An 18,395-nucleotide genomic window follows, 5' to 3' on the forward strand; every position below is an offset into this window, starting at 1 on the left:
AGTCCGTTAGTGGCGATGAGTCGGCAGCGTAGCGCGGAGAACCGGCGCTGCACAGATCTCAGCGGCCTGAGGCGCGGTGCGGGAGTGATTGTAGTACCATCTGTATTAGTTGTACTACAATCCAGATCACAAAAAATACAATCCACCTCTCAGGAATAAAAAAAGATCGCCGAAGCGATCTTTTAAGGGAGGCAAAATGTCGGCCGGGGTCAGAAGTCGACGTTAACCCCCAGCTGCACGCTGCGGCCCGGCTGCACGGCCAGCGCCTGGTCAGCGACGTCACGTGGGGTGTCGCCGGTCAGGTCGCGGCTGCTCAGGTAGTCGCGGTATTTACGGTCGGTCAGGTTGTAGACGCCGCCGTTAACGCGGACGTTTTTCGCCACCTGCACCCACGCGGTCATATCCACCGTGCCGTAGCCCGGCACCCGCTGATAACCGGCGGTGGCGTCGGTAATCGGCGCGCCGTTGTTGAGGTAGCCTTCACGGTTGGTCGTTTCCGCCTTCTTGCCTTTCACAAAGGTGGCCATCACTTCCGCACCATAGCGCTGCGACGGATCGTTCCACGCCAGGCCAACGGTGGCCTTCATCGGTGCCACGCTGTCGAGATCGACGTAGCGGTCGCCGTTGTAAGAGGACTTCGCCTGCCCTTTGCTGTAGCCCAGCGAGAAGCTGCTGCTCAGGCCTTCCACCGCGTTAAACCAGGTGCCGTAGTTAACCTTAGCGCCAATCTGACCGCCCCAGATATAGGCCTTATCGCGGTTCTCGGTCTGATAGATGGTGGCGATGTTGGACGGCAGGTTGGTGAACTTATCCGGCGCGCCGGCGCGGGTATAGCGGGTGGTGGCGATAAAGTTTTTGTAGGTGTTGTAGAACAGCGCACCGTTAATCGCCACGCCTTCGGTCGCCTGGCCTTTGATACCCCACTCAACGTTGTTGCTGGTTTCGGTATCCAGATCGGTGTTGCCGATCAGCGCATACTGGCGGTTGCCCGGCACGTAGTTGGAGCCGAGGTTCCACGAGCCGTACAGCTGGGTGGCGTTCGGGAACTGCGCGCCACGGCGGTACTCAACGTAAGTCATCAGCGCTGGCGTGATGTCGTAGTTGAAGCTGATTGACGGCAGCACCTGGGTGTCGCTGTTGGCTTTACCGTACAGCTTCTCGGCGTCTGCCGGGGTCAGCACTGCGGTACCCTCAGCCATGCTCGCCAGATTTTGCGGTTTGGTTTTCTGATGCTGTACGCGCACGCCCGGCACCACGGCAAAGCCGTGACCGTCGAGATCGAAGTTAATGCTGTCCTTCACAAAGCCACCCAGAACAACGGTGCGGCTGTCGCTCTGCGGACGCGTGATGGCGGCGCTGTTGGCGGCCGGCGTCGGCGACTCGCTGAACGGGCGCTCGGTATCGGACAGACGGGCGTTGAGGCCGGCCAGCAGATCGTGACGGCCCAGCGTTTTGCTCAGCTGCCCCTCATAGCCCCAGGTCTCAACGTTGTAGTCGGAGTAGACGCGCTGCATGCGCAGCGGGCTGGAGTCGGCCACCGGCAGCAGCGTGTTGTCGTGCGCCTGGGTGTTCTGATAGTCAATTTTGTTGCTCAGGCTGTCGATCCAGGCGTTGGCCGGCGTCCACTCGTCCTTCAGGTTCAGACCCCAGCGGCGGCTGTTGCTCTGCTGGTTGGCGTCGCCCTCGATCAGCGTTCCGGCGTTATTCCAGCTGTCATAGCGGGTGTGGTTAACCTTGCTGTAGAAGTCACCGCCCAGCGTCAGCTTGTGCTCGTCGTTTGGCTGCCAGATACCGGAGGCCAGCAGCGCGTCGGAGTGCCAGTTGGCCGGGAAGGCCGCCAGCTCGTCGCTGTTATTGCGGGTCTGCTGGCCGTCACGGCGGCTGTAAGCGATCAGGCCGCGCAGGATCTCGTCGCCGGCGGCGGCGGTAACGCCGTTCTGCCAGCTGCGGCTGGCAGAGTCATAACCGCTCTGGTAGCCGAAGTAGGTCTGTTTGCCCGGTGTCAGATAGTCATCGGCCGATTTCGGTACGAAGGAGACGGTGCCGCCCAGCGCGGTGGTGGTGCGCTGGGTCTGGGTAGCCCCGGATTCAATATCAACGCGGCCGTAGAGGTAAGGATCGATGTAGTCGCGGCCGATACCGAAGGTGTTCAGGCCGGCGCGGCCGACGTAAGGGCGGCCGGTGGCGTCGGGCAGCGGTACGCCGTCGACGTCGATCGCCACGCGGTTGCCTTCCAGGCCGCGGATGTTGTAGCCGGTGTAGCCGCCGCGATCAAAGCCGCTTTTGCCGCTGCTGGAGCCGCCGCTGCTGCCCACCGCGCCGATCAGCGGCTGGTAACGCATGATGGAACCGAAGTCGTTGCCGCCGCGCTGGCGCAGTTCATCGGCAGAGACGCTCACCTCGCTGCCGGCAACGTGCTTAACGGCCGGTGCGGTAACGGTGATCTGCGCTTCGTCACTCTTCGACGTGGAGGCGGTGTTGCTACTGGTGCTGGCGGCAACGGCATTGTCTGCCTGCGCGGCATACGCAGCGCTGGCGGCGGTGGTGACGATCGCCATAACAATTGACGTGTGCAGCAATCCCTTGCGGGATGAAAAGTTGAGCATGCGAAATACCCTGATTTAATTATTGGTATTCGCCCACATTTGCTTTGGTTAACAGGTGCATAAGCCCACATTTACTGCGGGAAACTAACATTTTATATTTTGCGACATCATATACAAACGAGAATGCTTATCAATCCATTGACACAAAATATTACATTTAAGCAGTGAACTTTCGCGCTGGTCAACCGTTGCGCGGCTGGAAATTGCGAGGGAGTTGTGGCTTAAGGCGGATTGATTAAAGCGGATAGAGGATTACGTGATGCTGATGGCTGATGGCTGATGCGGATGAAGGATGGCGGCGTGAGACGCCATCCGTAGCGGGATCAGCCGGCGGCAAAATCGCGCAGCACCTGCCCTTCCATACGGTAACGCACCCACTCATCCTGCGGGGCGGCACCGATGCTCAGATAGAAGTCGATCGCCGGCTGGTTCCAGTCCAGCACGCTCCACTCCAGTCGACCGCAGCCGCGCTCTACCGCCAGCTGCGCGATGTGGCGCAGCAGGGTTTTCCCCGCCTTCTGGCCGCGAAAACGCGGGCTGACGTAGAGATCTTCCAGATAAATACCGTTCCTGCCAAGCCAGGTGGAGTAGCTGGTGAAGAACACGGCGTAACCAGCTGCTTCCCCGTCAATTTCACAGATCAGCGCTTCCGACTTGCTGTCGGCGGCAAACAGCGAGGTCTCAATATCGTGCTGGCTGGCGACCACTTCATGCAGCGCTTTTTCGTAGTCGGCCAGCTCGGCGATCATTGCCAGAATCAGCCCGGCATCGTCACGGGTGGCACGGCGGATAACGGTGTTCATAGTAACTCCCTGGGGTAACTGACTGTCAGGCGGGCAGCATAACGGCTGAGAGGGGTGGAATGAAGAGGAATCTGAGGTAATGGATCGGAGTGGGCACAACAGGCGTAGTGTGGCCAGGGGTGCGCGGGCAGCAGACAGGGCGTTAGCGCCAACGACAGCAGCCCGGCAACGTGAAACGCTGTCGGCGCTTATATCAGAGCTTGCAGTGCTAAAACGCTGTCGGATGCGGCTAGCGTGGCGTGGCTGGTTACGTAAAACGCTGTCGGATAAGTTGCCGAAGCCGTGACGCTAATGGGGCATCTCCTGAAGGGGTGCGCATTAGCGTCACAGGCGTATTACTCTGCTGAGGTCAGTGCCGCCTGACGGTTTTCCGCATAGCGGTTGGCGCGCTTCGGCAGGCCAAGGCGGCCGCGCAGCGTGCGGGTGCTGTCGTCAACCTGCCAGTAACCGCGCTCGGCGAGGATCGGCAGTACGTAGCGGGTGATGTCCTCCAGCGCTTCGTTCAGCACCGGCCCGGCGATGATAAACCCGCTGGCACCGCCCTGCTCCGTCCAGCGGATAAAGGCGTCGGCCACCTGCTCCGCCGTGCCGAAGAACTCGCCCTTCGGCACCGTGGTGCGGTAGGCCACTTCACGCAGGGTGAGGTTTTCATCGCGCGCCAGCTTCTTAATCTGATCGGTGGTGGAGCGGAAATTGTTCTCGCCGAGGCTGCCCAGCTCCGGGAACGGCGCGTCCGGGTCATACTGGCTGAAGTCGTGATGGTCAAAGAAGCGGCCGAGGTAGCTGAGCGCGTCGTCAAGCGACAGCAGCGACAGCAGATAGCGGTACTTCTCTTCGGCCTCGGCCTCGGTGCGGCCGACGATCGGGCTGATACCGGGGAAGATCCCCGGCGCGGCGCGGCCGTGCTGCTCTGCGGCCTGCTGCAGTTTATGTGCGTACAGCGTCGCTTCTTCCAGCGTACGCGCGTTGGTGAACACCGCATCGGCGGTTTTCGCCGCCAGCGCAATGCCGGTATCCGAGGCGCCGGCCTGGAACACCACCGGCTGCCCCTGGGCGGAACGCTGGATATTCAGCGGGCCGGCCACCGAGAAGTAATCGCCTTTGTGATTCAGCGCGTGCAGCTTCGCCGCGTCAAAGAACACGCCGCTCTCTTTGTTGCGCACGAAGGCGTCATCTTCCCACGAGTCCCACAGCCCCTGCACCACCTGAATATACTCCTCAGCGATCTGGTAGCGTTCGGCGTGCTGCGGGTGGGTTTTACCAAAGTTACGCCCGGAGCCTTCCAGCGGTGAGGTCACCACGTTCCAGCCCGCGCGGCCGCCGCTCAGCAGATCCAGCGAGGCCAGCTGACGCGCCACGGTGAAGGGATCGCTGTAGGAGGTGGAGATGGTGCCGGCCAGGCCAATGCGCGAGGTGATCGCCGTCAGCGAGGAGAGCAGCGCAATCGGCTCAAAGCGGTTCAGGAAGTGCGGCAGCGATTTTTCGTTAATGTGCAGGCCGTCGGCCACAAACAGAAAATCGAAACCGGCGGCTTCGGCGTCTTTCGCCAGCTGCTGGTTCCAGGCAATATTGACGCTGGCGTCCGCCGCCGCGCGGTGGTGGCGCCAGGAGTTCATATACCCACCGGCTCCCTGTAACATTAACCCCAGTTTAATCCGGCGTTTGGTCTGGCTCATTGGCTAACTCCCTGATCCTGATAGCGGTAACTGGCTCCAGATTTTCATAAAAACGCCGGGAAATTAAATATCAATATCGGCAATCTATTGCCGGTTTGCGGCTAATACACATCACGCAGGAAGCGTTTCTCCTGCGCCAGCTGCTGCAGCCAGCCGGCGGCCTGCTGTGCATTCATACCGCCGTGCTGGCAGGCGATATCACGCAGCGCCGTCTCAACGTCTTTCGCCATGCGGCTGGCGTCGCCACACAGGTAGAGCCGTGCCCCCTCCTGCAGCCAGCGCCACAGGGTTTCTCCCTCTTCGCGCAGCCGGTCCTGCACGTAGATTTTTTGCGGCTGGTCGCGGGAGAACGCCAGGCTCAGCCGGGTCAGCAGCCCGCTTTGCCGCATCTGCTCCAGCTCCCCGCGGTAGTAAAACTCGCTGTGCTGATGCTGCTCGCCGAAGAACAGCCAGTTTTTGCCGCTGTCGCCGCGCAGGCGGCGGTGATGCAGGAAACCGCGAAACGGCGCAATGCCGGTACCGGGGCCGATCATCACCAGCGGCGCGTCGCCCGCTTCCGGCAGCAGGAAGTGACGCGTCGGCTGCACAAAGACCGCCACCGCGTCGCCAGGCGCCAGATCGGCCAGCCACGCCGAGGCCACGCCCTTGCGCTGGCCGTAGCGCACCGTGGCAACGGTCAGCTGGATCTCGCCCGGATGCGCCAGCGGGCTGGAAGCGATCGAATAGAAGCGCGGCTGCAGCCGTTTCAGGCTGGCCAGCAGTGTTGTCGCCTCCCCCCGCCAGCTGAATTCGGCCAGCACGTCGGCCAGCTGCCGCCCCCACAGCCAGCTCTTCAGCGTCTCGCCCTGCGCCAGCCGCTGTTGCAGTGCGCCGTTGCCCGGCTGCCCGGCAATCAGGCTTAACGTCTCACGCGACGGACGGGCGATCTCATAGTGGCGGCTCAATGCGTCACGCAGCGGCAACTTGCCCTGCTCCGCCACGCTGACCGCCTGTTCGCCGTCCAGCCCGGTCAGCGCCAGCAGTTCATCGACCAGCCGCGGGCAGTTGCGCGGCCAGACCCCCAGCGCGTCGCCGGGCTGATAGCTCAGCGGCCCGAGACTTAAGCGGATCAGCCGCGTCTCCTTCGCTGATTCGGGCGCGCTGATGCAGGCGTTGTCCAGCAAGGTTGTCGGGTACGGCTGGCTTTTGCTGAAATGAGAAGCAGATGATAAGGCCGGATTTGATGCTGCTAGCGTGAATGCTGCGTGGACGGATGAAATACCGGATGATGCAGCTGCACCGGCTACCGCCGGGGCGGATGATACGCTACTGACGGAGGGGGTATACACTGCCGGGATGTGAAGACTCAGCAGCGGCAGCAGCTGGTTAAACCAGGCGCTGGCGGGCTGCGCATAGTCGCTGTCGCACTCGCTTAGCGGCAGCAGCGGCGTGGCGGCCAGCTGCGTTAAGCGCGCATCCAGCTGGCGGCCGTGCTGGCAGAAACGATCGAAGCTGCTGTCGCCCAGCGCCAGCACCGCGTAACGCAGCCCGATGAGCGGTTCATCTTGCGCCTGCAGCCGCTGCCAGAACTGCTGACCGTTATCCGGCGCGTCGCCGTCGCCGAAGGTGCTGGTCAGCAGCAGCAGCGTTTCGCCCGCACGCAGACAGTCCGCCGGGGCCTGATCCATCTCGTGCAGCGCCACCGCAAGACCGCCGTCGCGCAGCTGCGCGCTAAAGCTCTCCGCCAGCCCGGCGGCGTTGCCGGTCTGCGAAGCGTAAAGCAGCGTAATGCCGGCGGCCGGTGCAGCGTTGCTGGCCACGGACCGCGCGTCAGCGGCGGCCAGTGCGGCGTGGCCGGATATCCCATCGTCGTCACGGCCACCAAACAACCCTGCCAGCACGCCGTCCAGCCACAGGCGGTTATCAGCCGTCAGCGGCGCGTGCTTCGGCATCAGCGGCACCCCGGCCTGAGGGCGATTGTGCAGGCCGCTGATAAACCCGGCCAGCCAGCGCTGCTCATGCGGGGCAAATACCGGTGCGGGCATCTCCTGAACCGCCAGCAAGCGGGTAAAAGCCTCGATCGCAGTCATGTCAGGTCCTCCGGTGTGGTGCGCGATGGTGTTAACGCTGTTAGCTGCGTGAGCCGTATTCAGAGCATTAGCGGTGCTGGCTGCGTGGGCCGTATTTACAGCATTAGCGGTACGGGTGGCACTGGCGACACCCGCAGCGTTAGCGGTTCTAATCGCGCTGGCAGCACCAGCAGCGTTAATGGTACTGGTGGCATTAGCGGCATCCGCAGCGTTAGTAGTATTCACGGAACCTGTAAAGGTGGCGATGCTGGCGGCACCCTTAGTGACAGTGTCACTGTTAATGCCCGTCTCCACCCGCTGCAGGCTGACCGCACAGCATTTCAGCTCGGGTTGCAACGAGATCGGGTCGACGGCGTCGCTGGTCACGGCGTTAATCGCCAGCTGCTCGCCGTAGAGATCGTTCCAGTGGAATGGGGCAAAGCAGCAGCCGGGCTGCACGCGATCGCTGACGCTGACCGGCAGCACCGCCGCGCCGCGTCGCGACCGGATGCTCAGCGGATCGCCATTTTTCAGCGCCAGCCGTGCGGCATCCTGCGGGTTCACCTCAATAAAGGGTCCCGGATTGAGTTTGTTCAGCGTCGCCACCTTGCCGGTTTTGGTCAGGGTGTGCCACTGATGCTGCACGCGGCCGGTATTCAGCAGAAACGGATAGTCGTCGTCGGGCATCTCGGCCGGGTCCTGATGCGGGCGGGTAAAGAAACAGGCGCGGCCGTCAGGGGTGGCGAAATTCAGGCGCGGCGTGCTGCCGTCCTCTGCCATGCGCAGGGTCTGGCTGATGCCCTGATTCAGGTAGCGCAGCGGATGACGATCCTGCGGGTCGTCCGGCGGGCACGGCCACTGCAGCGGCTGCTGCCGCAGCCGCGCATAGCTGGCACCGCGCAGATCGTAGCCGGTGGCCGGGTTGTGGAACCGGCGGATCTCGTCAAACACCTGCTCCGCGCTCTGGTAGCTGAAGGCGTCGGCAAAGCCCATTTCACAGGCGACGCGGGCAATAATCTGCCAGTCGGGCAACGCCTCGCCGGGCGGTGCCACCGCCTGCTGCATCAGCGTCAGGCTGCGTTCAGAGTTGATCATCACCCCTTCCGCTTCGGCGTGCAGCGCGGCGGGCAACAGGATATCGGCATAGCGGTTGGTTTCGGTATCGAGAAAGGCGTCCTGGGCGATAACCAGCTCGGCCGCCTGCAGCGCCTCAATGACCCGGTCACGGTCGGGCACGCTGGCCACCGGGTTGCTGCAGATAATCCAGCAGGCTTTGATCGCCCCGGCCCGCAGCTGCTCGAACAGCGCGAGGGTGCCACCGCCGCCTTCGCTGCGAAGCGTGCCTGGCGGCAGCCGCCACTGCTGCTCAACAAAGGCGCGATCCTCCGCGTTGAGCGCCGAGCGCTGCCCCGGCAGGCCCGGCCCCATATAGCCCATTTCGCGCCCGCCCATCGCGTTGGGCTGGCCGGTCAGCGAGAACGGCCCGCTGCCGGGGCGGCAGATTTTACCGGTTGCAAGGTGCAGGTTGCACAGTGCGTTGGTGCTCCAGGTGCCGTGGGTGCTCTGGTTGAGGCCCATGGTCCAGCAGCTCATCCATTCGGCCGCCTCGCCTATCCAGCGCGCGGCCAGCTCGATATCGGCCTGCGCCAGACCGGTGATCTGCGCCACCCGCCCGGGCGTATAGTCGCTGAGAAAGTCGGGCATCGCCTGCCAGCCGCGGGTGAACTGTGCGATAAAGGCTTCGTCGACGGCGGCGTTCTTAACCAGCAGATGCAGCAGCCCGTTAAGCAGCGCCAGATCGCTGCCGGGACGAATCGCCAGGTGCAGGTCGGCCTTCTCTGCGGTGGCGGTGCGTCGTGGGTCGACCACGATCAGCTTCGCCCCCTGGCGTACCCGCTCCATCATGCGCATAAACAGGATCGGATGGCAGTCGGCCATATTGGCCCCGGTAACCAGAAACAGATCGGCGAGGCCAAAATCGTCGTAAGAGCCGGGCGGCCCGTCCGACCCCAGCGACAGTTTGTAACCGCTGCCGGCGCTGGCCATACAGAGCCGGGAGTTGGATTCGATATGCTGGCTGCCGATAAAGCCCTTCACCAGTTTGTTAGCGAGGTACTGCGCCTCCAGCGACATCTGGCCGGAGACGTACAGCGCGATGGCGTCCGGCCCGTCCCTGTCGAGGATCGCGCGCAGGCGGCCGGCGGTGGCGCTAATCGCCGCGTCCATCGCGGTGGGCAACGGCTCACGTTGCCGATCCTCGCGCAGCCACGCCCGCTGCATACGCCCGGCGTCGCTGACCGGCAGATGGCTGCTGCTGCCTTTGCTGCACAGCTTACCGGCGTTAGCCGGGTGCTGCTTATCGCCGCTGACGCGGGTGATGCACCCCGCCTCCACCTGCATCACAATGCCGCACCCCACGCCGCAGTACGGGCACGCGCTGCGCACCGTCCGGTTATTGCTCATCCCGCCCCCTGAAAACAAAAAAGCGCCGTTTACCCTCCGCCAGGAGAGCAAAACAGCGCCGTTGCAGTGCGGCCACTCACCGTTGAGCGACCTTTATTGTCAGGGGTGCAAGAAGCGTACCAGGGGGGAAACACCTGGTAGACGCGTTAAGACAGTGATAACCGGGGTAACCTGCACTTATTCAGGGCAGTTGTGCCTTATAAAGCTGCAAGTGGGCGTTACGGAATGGAGAAGACTGACTTTGATTTTATCCCTTGTGCCCCGTCTGCTGCTGCAGGAACCGTCACGGGTGGCAACAGACGTGACATAAGCGAGTGAGTCATCATCGTCCAATTGATAAGGTTGAGAACACCAGCTAATGGTTCGGTTTATGAAGCTCAGTACCGAATCATCACGGCACTAAAGCTCAGTCATCAACGGCAGCAACCCGAGATCGAGTAAGCGTATTTCAATATCGTTGGACTTATCAATGTGCTCTTTTTTTGAACCATCGAATACGTCTTCAGTAGAGACGATGATGGTGCCTTTTTGTGTCCCCCCTTCGTTTAAAACAGGTACTACTCTGGCTGCTTCCGGGATCAACTCAGCTAAAATAACTGCAGGAATATACAACATCCAACCACAGGGTATCCTGTCCGGAAAGACCTTCTTATATTTATCTGAATAACCATTTTTATTTTTTATGACATCTAAAAAGCCATACCCCCCTGACTCAACGTGAAGATGAGTACAGCTATCATCAAATCTTAAAATAAACTGCAAGAATCTCAAAAGGCTATCGACGTGAAAGTTAATACATGAAAAATCACAATCAAAATTAATCATCAGACTTAATGGGTTTTCTCTTCGTTTGGCGCTGGAGTAAGAGGCATAACATTCAATTGCCGCACTGTCATCATCTGGCCCTCCGTCCCATATCCCCCCCCAATACGGATAATCCTTTTGGTATTCTTTCCCCCATCGTAGCAAGGTCTTTTCAGAAAAGGCAGTATCGCTAAAAACCTGATTTTTCAACGCCTGCTTTCGTGAGGAACCTTGTTCATACCACTGCTTTTTTGTCTTCAACATGCAGTCAAGGTTATGGGATATTTCTCGAAAGAGATGAAGAAGCTCTTCAGGTGTTATAGCCGATTTCCATCCCATCTTTTTTTCTATCATAAAATTCATTTTCATGGTTGATATCTCACATTAATGTCCTTCATTTCACGAAAAATAGTTGAGAAAAACTTATAGCTGAGAGGTTGCATAAAAAACCACTGTATTTATACAGGGATATTCATAGTTGCTACCATCTGATGTCGTCTGGCTTGATTAATAGCGCTTCGATATCCTTTCCACCATTGTTTCCTTGTTCCATCTTCCCTGAAAAACTGATCGTACCGCGCCTTCGCCTCCCAGAACTGGCACAGCATTCGTTTCCAGCCGTCGAACGACACGCCGCAGTATGTAAATTCCTGGATCTGCTGTGTCTCCGGGTTATAGAAGGTGCCGCAGATGCGCGTCTGGTAGCTGATGGTCACCTCGCTCCAGCGCGCGCAGCGGCGCACCATCGGGGCCACTTTTCCCTCCGGCGGGCAGCCCTGGCAGGTTTTATCATCCACTTCTGTCCGGCCGTCTGCCCGGGTTTCGCTACCGTCAGTGACCACCGACTCCGAATAATCCATATCGTCTTCCCAAAAGTCACCGTGGGTTTCCGCGCTGACCACCATCGGCTTTTCGAGTATCGGGTCGTAGAGCTTTCCCTGCACGGTAAAGCCATCGTTATCAGCAGGCGTGCCCCGGGTGCCGCTACGGGAACCGTCACGGGTGGCGTCACGTGCGCCGGGGCCGGACGAACCGTCATTGTCCCAGCCATCGTGTCCGTCCAGTGCGGGATAGCGCATCCTGCCCACCTCGCTTTATCATCACGTTTTAGCAGTGACCAGCAGGCGCGGTGGTTTTTACCGTATTTGTCCTCATACTCCGGCATCTTTTACCCTTCACGCGTCTGGATATATCCGGTGGCACCATCCACAATTGCCGCCCATTGCCCGGCGTGAGGTGCAATATCATCGGTCCAGCAGGTAATGCGCACTGGATCTTTGGCTGCCGGAACGGTGGCCAGAGACGGGAGATCGACGTCAAAGCGTGATAACCATTTAGCGGTGGAGTTTTTGTCAAAACGAATTTCACCGGCAATTGAGCCATAACCCAGGCTGCCGATTTTTGGTGCTCTTATGAGTTTCAAGACTTTGTTTACTTTGACGTAAAGCTCCGGGTAGGGATTATCATTAACCCAACCCAGCTCCGGGTATTCACCGGCCTGGATAATGACGCTGCCCTTATAAGGATTGATTTTAATCGCCGGATCATTAAGTGCGCCACACAGATAGCTCATCCCTCCTAAATTTTCCATCCATTCATTGTTGAAAAGTGTATACCAGTTGACTGAGCGCATACCTGCCCTCAGGCATTTGCTTATATAAGAGCAGGGAATATCAACCCCCAAAAAACTACTCCCTATTTCATATTCAAGATGCTGGTATCGCTCTCTTTCCTGACACTGCTGCATACCCAACCACATCAAACCATGAATAGGTTGTAATATTTCACAAAATAGTGAAGTGATTTTTTCCATACGAGCCACACCCCTAATTTCAGATACCGGTAGGTAAAAGCAGAAATAACTTACTGGCCTGTGTATTGATTCATACCACCCAACTGGCGAACCTGCACTTACATAATAGTTACTGGCATAGCGGAATCCCTTATCAGAATACCAATGAAAGTAAAAATCATCACCAAAACTATTAATGATAGTTCTTTTAAATTCTTTAGGAGAGATACTGCTATAATCCAGATCTTTATTTGGTTCGTCAATGTAGCCCCATTTCAACTTCTCGCCATATTCATTGTGGTAAAGCTGATACGCCTCGGCTATCCGTGCCCGGTTTTCTTGGGTATAACCTTTATCGAGGTAGAACCACGCCACCAGCCCGACCTGGAGTGCATTATGGTGCTCTGGATCATCTTCTGTACCATAGGTAAATTCATATTCGGCCTGCTTAAATATTTCAAAAAAATCCATTATTTTTCTCCTAATCCGGCCAATAGACAAAATCCTGACTCTGCTTCAGGTCAGATGATGAAGTGGCAGACGGTTGCTGCTTATCAGCTGATGCTGCGGTTGCCCTGCTGCTGCCAGCAGCTGGGAGCAGAAAGGTGGCGACGGTTCTGGCATATCGCACGGCGGTGCTGCCAGTCATGCCCCTCAGGCTTTCCCCGGCAGCCGCTGTCGCTGCTCCCGCTCCAGCCGTTGCCGGAATAACCAGTATTGGCCCTGCCAGTAAAGCCCCGAGGAATCCAGCGGCGCGCTCCTGTTTCCGCGCTTCCTTACTTATGGCTTTAACTCCTACCTGTAGGAAATGTAAATATCTCTACCTTGATATTTGTCAATTACCAGGTTTTCATTAAATGATTTCTCAAAAGATATCGTCATAAAAACATCGGAATTATTAATGCACCTACCATTTACAACACCTCTCATGCAAATTTGATTATCACCCATCCAATATTTCAGTTCCTGAGAGCTGTAAGGCCTGACAAATTTATTTTTGGCAAAAAATATTTCATCGCATTTATTCTCCAAAAGCACACTTTTCTCTTTCAGAGATTTTCTTTCTTTCCTCCATAATTTCAAAACCCCTTTTTTTGTAAATGGCTGATTATCTACTGTAATTACAGCGATCATACATTTCTTGTCCCTAAAACTGTCGTAGTAAACACCTTGATAAATCTTTGAGACTCTTGCTGGCAAGACATACGGCACAGCAATACAAATCAAAAATAACGAAAAAAAAATCAATATGCAAATTTTTGGTTTCTTCATATAAATCCCTCTATGTCCCAGCTGAATGTCGCCTCATTAATAAATGGTTTAAAATTTAACTTATTGTATCTTTGTAATATAAACCATGAGCAAAACCATGATATGAATTCAAATCCCTTTCCGTTTAAATCAGGAATATCGAGACCAAAGTGATCCTGGATATGAAAAACAAGTCTGCCTTTATATTTCTTCTTGTCAATATTCAGATAATCAAGAAATATCCTGGTTGCAAAAGTATCGTGAACAGTTATACCAAGGCCATTCTGCCAGTCCCAGTCGTCGAATTTTGGCAATTTAGTACCGATATCTTTCCTGATAAAACTATTCTCAATCCCGTTAATATCACCTGAGGATAAAGTAGATGCTCCATTTTGACTTAGTGCATTGGAAATGTACGATTTTATTTTAGCAACGCATTCGCGGGTCATTTTATGCTCAAGGAAAGCCTCATTCAATAACTGGTGCCGGCCAATACCCCCTGTGTTTTTTTTGAACTGACCAATCATTGCTGCTATTAGTGGCGCATACTTTCCTTTTGCTGTCATTCTTGCCATATGCTCCATGACGGCAAAATGTTCTTCTGCTGTTTTATCAAAATCAAACCGAGTTAGTAGTTTTATCTTCCCCTGCTGTAAGATCTGCTCCTTACTCATATCCCCGTGCTGCATATCATCGGCGGTAAAATCGTTCATATTATTTTTGGTTTCAAACAATAAGCGCCGCTCGGCCTTCTGGATCTGAGTAATGAAAGCACGCGGCTCAAAGTGCCAGATTTCGCCGCTCAGTTCAGCCTGAACAGAGCCAGACAGTTTATCGAAGAAGCACAGCGCGCCAATGTAATTCGTCAATACTTTGTACTCTTCCGCGGTCAGCGGATCCGGGGCGGCCTTACTTTTATGTTTCACCCAGCTGAAGCGGGTATCGATCGTGGCTGAGTTCCATTCGAATGGAAATTTACAGATCGACTTCATTAATTTAGCCCCCTGCGCGCCATCAGCCTCAGCCAGCCATTTCTCCATCCTCTTTGAATTACACTGGCTGTCGGGCGTCGGGTCATCATCAACGATAGACCAGCCGTCCCAGTCCGGTAGGTCGGCATCGGTATAGGTTTTAACAGCCGCTGAAGAGACGTCAATCCAGCCCTCCTGTCCGCTGACGGATACGAGTATCCATTCACTCCAGGTTTTTACCCCTTTAATGGCTGCAGAAGGTTCAACAATATGCCGCACGGTTGCTGTCGAGCCAGACTGCATGTAGCTGCCATCCGCCTGGCGGTGAAAAGCGATCGTTCTGCTGCCATCGTCGGTAATATAGAGCGGCAGGCTGATGCAGTAGGCAGGGCTATTCGGCTTGAGCCACGCATCCCCTGCATGTAGCGAGACTCCGGCCGGAGCAAAATAGTAACTTTTCCCATAAACCGGCCCGGACCTGCCCGGTTTCGCCGTATCCGTCCCACCGTGAATGCGCCCGCTCAGCACCTCCAGCATCTTTGGCTCACAGCATATCTGAAAGTGAAAGGCCCCCTTTCCGTCAACGTACCCGGCGGTTCCCAGAATCTGCTCCCGTTTCACCTTTTGACCGACGTTCGACAGTATTTCACCGCGCACCTGCTTCATATGCATGGTAAGCGAATAGAAGGTAAAGAGAACCGGCCTGTCACCCACAAGGATTTCATGCCGGATCAACACGCAACCGTCGTCGGTGCGCCCCTGGTAGGCCAGCGGAAGATCGTCCGGTTTTTCCGAGGGACGGCGCGCATATACGATAACGCCGTCTGCAATCGCCCGCACGGGGTTGGCGACCCCGGATAAATCGAGATGTGGAAGGTGAATTCCGCCGTGCCATGCCTTCAGGTGGTTAACGGGATAGTTGCGTTCCGGATCCACGGGCATGCAGCGCATTACCCAGTCTGCGTACTTTTCCCCGGCCTGGCGTGGCCAGATAACCGGTGGTGATATATGCATGAGTCGCTCCCTGATTATGAGAAATTGAATTTTTTAATAACCGATCTATCGCTGACTTCACCGCCGACAGACGGAAAATTGATATCCACGGCATCTTTCGCCCCCTTCGCCGTACGCCGCACCCGCCGCAGGTATACGCCGGTGGTGCCGTACTCGATTTTTCCTTCCTCAATGCGCAGGTAGCTGCCGCCGCCAATCAGGGTGATGCGCTTTTTCCCGGCGAACAGGATCTCTTCGGTTGAGGTCAGCGTGAACTTCTTTTCTGCAAAAAAGCGCAGGTTGCCGTTCTGCGCCTGCATCGCCACCGGGCCTTCGCCGGACTTCAGGCTCAGCGGGCCGGTGCGGGCAAACAGCCCCAGCTTCTCCCCGGCCAGCGTCGTCATACTGCCCATCACCCCCGCGCTGATGTCGCCCCCGGCGTTGATAATGACGTTCTGCGCGGCGGCCAGCTGCAGGTCCTCGCCGCTGGTAAACGCCATCCCGTCGGGAGCCGAGAAGTGCAGCACCTCGTTGAGCGGCTTCAGCCGCTGGTTAAACATCGCTATCTGTGCGTCAGTGTCGGCCTTCAGCGCGTCGGCCTGCTGCGCCGCCAGGTTCAGCTGCGCCAGCTGGTGCTCCAGCTGTGCAATCTCCCTCAGGGCCGCATCCATATCCAGCACCTGATTCCCGCCCTTCGTCGCCGCATCCATTTTCAGCACCTGACCCTCGTCTCTCAGCGCCGCGTTTATCTCTGGCACCTGGTTCCCGGCATCCGGCTGCGCGTCGGCGCTGATAAACAGCCCCTTCGCCGCGCGCAGCGTGCCGTGCTCGTCGGTGCGCAGCTCCACCCCGGCACCGCGCGGCTGTTCCTGCGCGTCAACGATGTGCCCGGTATTCAGCTGGGTTTTGCCGTATTCGGTGGCCAGTTTGATATGCTCCTGCCCGCGCCGGTCCTCCATCCGCAGCTTGTTGCTGGCCGGGGTGCGCAGCACGTTGCGCGTGTGGTTGTCGCGGGCAACATGGTCCGGGCGTTCAGCGTCGTGCATCGCGTGGGAAATATACGGCAGGTCGATGTCGCCGTTGCCGTACGCGACGGCCACCTCCGTGCCGTCCAGCAGCGGCGTGTGCCAGCCGTACTCCTCCCCGGCGCAGGGTCTGGCCATGCGCAGCCACAGATAAGCAAACCCCCGTTCGCTGCCAGAGCGGTCAAAATCCATTCGCACCCGGTAGCGGCCGTATTCGTCGAGGTGGGCGTAAATATCCCCCTTTTCGCGGCTCTCGATGCGCGCGGGCAGCGTGCCGTGGATTTCCGGGCGGGCGGGGCACGGCGGGCGGAAGCAGTAACGTTCGGTATAAGGCTGCCCCCACAGCGAGACGTGCAGCCGCGAGTCGCGGGTTGCCCAGAAGGTTACAAGGGTGAGCACCACCCCCTCCCGCAGCGCCTTAATCACCTCACCCTGCGGCTCCAGCACCTGGCCCGGAGAGAGGTGTGAGGCGTTGCTGAACAGGTGAACGCGGGCGGATTTGTTCAGCTCGCGCTCGTGGTGGAGGCGGCACAGAACGCGCCGGATTCGGTTGCGGGTTGCGGGTCGGCATCGTCTCCCGCCTCCCGGAACGGCGCGGCGTAGCGGTAGTGTTCGCCGGTGGTGACGGCGTCGCTGCGCACGCTGACCGTGGCGTCCATCGGCGTGCCGGCCGTGCGGTAGTTGTCGTCGCACGTCATCACACCTCCCGTCACCACCTCATGCCAGGTGCGCACGTCCCACACCGACTCCGCCGCGCCGTCATACAGCCCGGACGGCTCGCGGTACGGCAGCCGCACGTCAAACGCGTACTGCGCCTGGCCGTCGCCGAAAATCATCACCTCCAGCTCCGTGACGTCGTTCATCTCAAAGCGGAACCAGATGCCGACCTCAGAGAGCAGCCGCTGGATAAACTCAAGGTCAGTCTCGCGCCACTGGGTAATCAGCTCGCGGTCGGGATAGGTCCGCGACAGGCGGAATTCAAAGTCCGGCCCCGCCAGCCCGTGGTGCCGCAGCACCTGCTCCACCACCTCCGGCACCGACAGGTTCTGAAAGACGGCACACTGCCGGGTGCGCGACAGCAGCGCCAGCCGGGGCTCGAGCGTCACGCGCCAGTGCCACTGGTCGCGGCTGACGGAAATCCGCTCCAGCGCGGTCAGCACGCCGTGCACCGCGCGGCCGGCGCGCATCCGCAGGCTGGCGAACTTCATCAGCACCTGTTGCGGGGCGATATCCCCCGGCGGCGTGGTAAACTCAACGGTCCAGCGGAAGGGCTCGCTCAGCGCCTCCCGGCCTTTGATGTTCAGCACGTCCGGGCGCAGTTGGCTGCCGGTAATCTCAAGCGTAAAGCGGGTGCTGAGGTCGAACAGGGCGTTCCAGTTATCCTGTTCCATCAGGTTACTCCTTCAAAGGGACAAGACTGAGCCAGCCGTTGCCCAGCTCAACGGTGCGTGCGTTATCGGGATCGAGGTCGTCACGCCTCAGTACCAGACGCCAGCGGTTATTCTGCCGATCGGGGCGATTAAACAGCCCCACCACCGCCACAAACTTCGCCTGCTCTTCCAGCGGCATATCCAGTGTGACGCTGCCGTCCGGCATCACCAGCAGTGAACGTGAGGCTAACAGGTCGTCCTTCAGCGCCGCATCCGCGTTGTTTAGCAGGGTGGCATAGTTCGCCGTCTCCACCGATTTCGGATCTTTCAACTGATAAATGCGCACCATGGTCGCCAGTGGCATCTGCTCGCCGTCGCTGTTGACCGCAGCGCGCGGCACAAAGTCCAGATGCAGTATTTTGATCTGTTTGTAGAAGATCGCTTTGGTCAGGCTGACCGTGCCGTCCGTAACGGACTGGGTCAGACCGCAGCCTGCCAGCAGGCTACAGGCGATCAGCGTCAGCGCCCGGTTTACTTTAGCCATAAAGATATTCCTTTAATGCCCTGCAAATCAGATCGCAGAATTGCAGATA

At 58.1% G+C, this 18,395-nt stretch carries 10 protein-coding genes and 1 pseudogene; all 11 read right to left on the reverse strand.

Translation table 11 applies throughout. From position 1 onward, the window contains the following. Positions 1 to 209 precede the first annotated feature (209 nt). Positions 210 to 2,606, reverse strand: coding sequence for a TonB-dependent receptor domain-containing protein (locus ASF13_RS21155; RefSeq protein WP_056241367.1), 2,397 nt, complete (start codon positions 2,604 to 2,606; stop codon positions 210 to 212). 323 nt (positions 2,607 to 2,929) lie between these two features. Then, the gene (locus ASF13_RS21160; RefSeq protein ID WP_056241372.1) at positions 2,930 to 3,409 is read right to left on the reverse strand and encodes a GNAT family N-acetyltransferase; all 480 of its coding nucleotides are present in this window, start codon (positions 3,407 to 3,409) and stop codon (positions 2,930 to 2,932) included. A gap of 335 nt (positions 3,410 to 3,744) precedes the next feature. Further along, on the reverse strand, positions 3,745 to 5,085 hold the full coding sequence (locus ASF13_RS21165; RefSeq protein ID WP_056241375.1) for an LLM class flavin-dependent oxidoreductase: 1,341 nt from the start codon (positions 5,083 to 5,085) through the stop codon (positions 3,745 to 3,747). A gap of 101 nt (positions 5,086 to 5,186) precedes the next feature. Continuing rightward, complete coding sequence (locus ASF13_RS21170) at positions 5,187 to 9,596, reverse strand: bifunctional nitrate reductase/sulfite reductase flavoprotein subunit alpha (RefSeq protein ID WP_056241377.1); 4,410 nt, start codon at positions 9,594 to 9,596, stop codon at positions 5,187 to 5,189. A 399-nt stretch (positions 9,597 to 9,995) separates the two neighbouring features. Then, positions 9,996 to 10,769, reverse strand: coding sequence for an Imm52 family immunity protein (locus ASF13_RS21175; protein WP_056241380.1), 774 nt, complete (start codon positions 10,767 to 10,769; stop codon positions 9,996 to 9,998). A gap of 89 nt (positions 10,770 to 10,858) precedes the next feature. Then, on the reverse strand, positions 10,859 to 11,479 hold the full coding sequence (locus ASF13_RS24115; RefSeq protein WP_235515089.1) for a Tox-REase-5 domain-containing protein: 621 nt from the start codon (positions 11,477 to 11,479) through the stop codon (positions 10,859 to 10,861). An 89-nt stretch (positions 11,480 to 11,568) separates the two neighbouring features. Further along, positions 11,569 to 12,663 carry a type VI immunity family protein gene (locus tag ASF13_RS21185; protein ID WP_235515091.1) on the reverse strand — a complete coding sequence of 365 codons (1,095 nt, stop codon included), beginning with the start codon at positions 12,661 to 12,663 and terminating at the stop codon, positions 11,569 to 11,571. A 324-nt stretch (positions 12,664 to 12,987) separates the two neighbouring features. Further along, positions 12,988 to 13,464 (reverse strand): DUF943 family protein, encoded by a 477-nt coding sequence (locus tag ASF13_RS21190; RefSeq protein WP_056241386.1) that lies wholly within the window; start codon positions 13,462 to 13,464, stop codon positions 12,988 to 12,990. Then, positions 13,461 to 15,428: a DUF3289 family protein gene (locus ASF13_RS21195; protein WP_056241390.1), complete on the reverse strand. Its 1,968-nt coding sequence runs from the start codon at positions 15,426 to 15,428 to the stop codon at positions 13,461 to 13,463. The genes ASF13_RS21190 and ASF13_RS21195 overlap by 4 nt, the downstream gene beginning before the upstream one ends. A 14-nt stretch (positions 15,429 to 15,442) precedes the next feature. Beyond that, positions 15,443 to 17,823: pseudogene (locus tag ASF13_RS25215) on the reverse strand (type VI secretion system Vgr family protein). A gap of 4 nt (positions 17,824 to 17,827) precedes the next feature. After that, a complete protein-coding gene (gene tssJ / locus ASF13_RS21205; RefSeq protein ID WP_056241394.1) occupies positions 17,828 to 18,346 on the reverse strand; it encodes a type VI secretion system lipoprotein TssJ in 519 nt (172 codons plus the stop codon). Between the last annotated feature and the right edge of the window lie 49 nt (positions 18,347 to 18,395).

Origin of the sequence: Erwinia sp. Leaf53 (genome assembly GCF_001422605.1) — a bacterium.
GTDB lineage: Bacteria > Pseudomonadota > Gammaproteobacteria > Enterobacterales > Enterobacteriaceae > Erwinia.

Coding starts and splice junctions, on each gene's coding strand:
- ASF13_RS21155 (WP_056241367.1), bottom strand. CDS start 2,606: ATGCTCAACTTTTCATCCCGCAAGGGATTGCTGCACACGTCAATTGTT.
- ASF13_RS21160 (WP_056241372.1), bottom strand. CDS start 3,409: ATGAACACCGTTATCCGCCGTGCCACCCGTGACGATGCCGGGCTGATT.
- ASF13_RS21165 (WP_056241375.1), bottom strand. CDS start 5,085: ATGAGCCAGACCAAACGCCGGATTAAACTGGGGTTAATGTTACAGGGA.
- ASF13_RS21170 (WP_056241377.1), bottom strand. CDS start 9,596: ATGAGCAATAACCGGACGGTGCGCAGCGCGTGCCCGTACTGCGGCGTG.
- ASF13_RS21175 (WP_056241380.1), bottom strand. CDS start 10,769: ATGAAAATGAATTTTATGATAGAAAAAAAGATGGGATGGAAATCGGCT.
- ASF13_RS24115 (WP_235515089.1), bottom strand. CDS start 11,479: ATGCGCTATCCCGCACTGGACGGACACGATGGCTGGGACAATGACGGT.
- ASF13_RS21185 (WP_235515091.1), bottom strand. CDS start 12,663: ATGGATTTTTTTGAAATATTTAAGCAGGCCGAATATGAATTTACCTAT.
- ASF13_RS21190 (WP_056241386.1), bottom strand. CDS start 13,464: ATGAAGAAACCAAAAATTTGCATATTGATTTTTTTTTCGTTATTTTTG.
- ASF13_RS21195 (WP_056241390.1), bottom strand. CDS start 15,428: ATGCATATATCACCACCGGTTATCTGGCCACGCCAGGCCGGGGAAAAG.
- tssJ (WP_056241394.1), bottom strand. CDS start 18,346: ATGGCTAAAGTAAACCGGGCGCTGACGCTGATCGCCTGTAGCCTGCTG.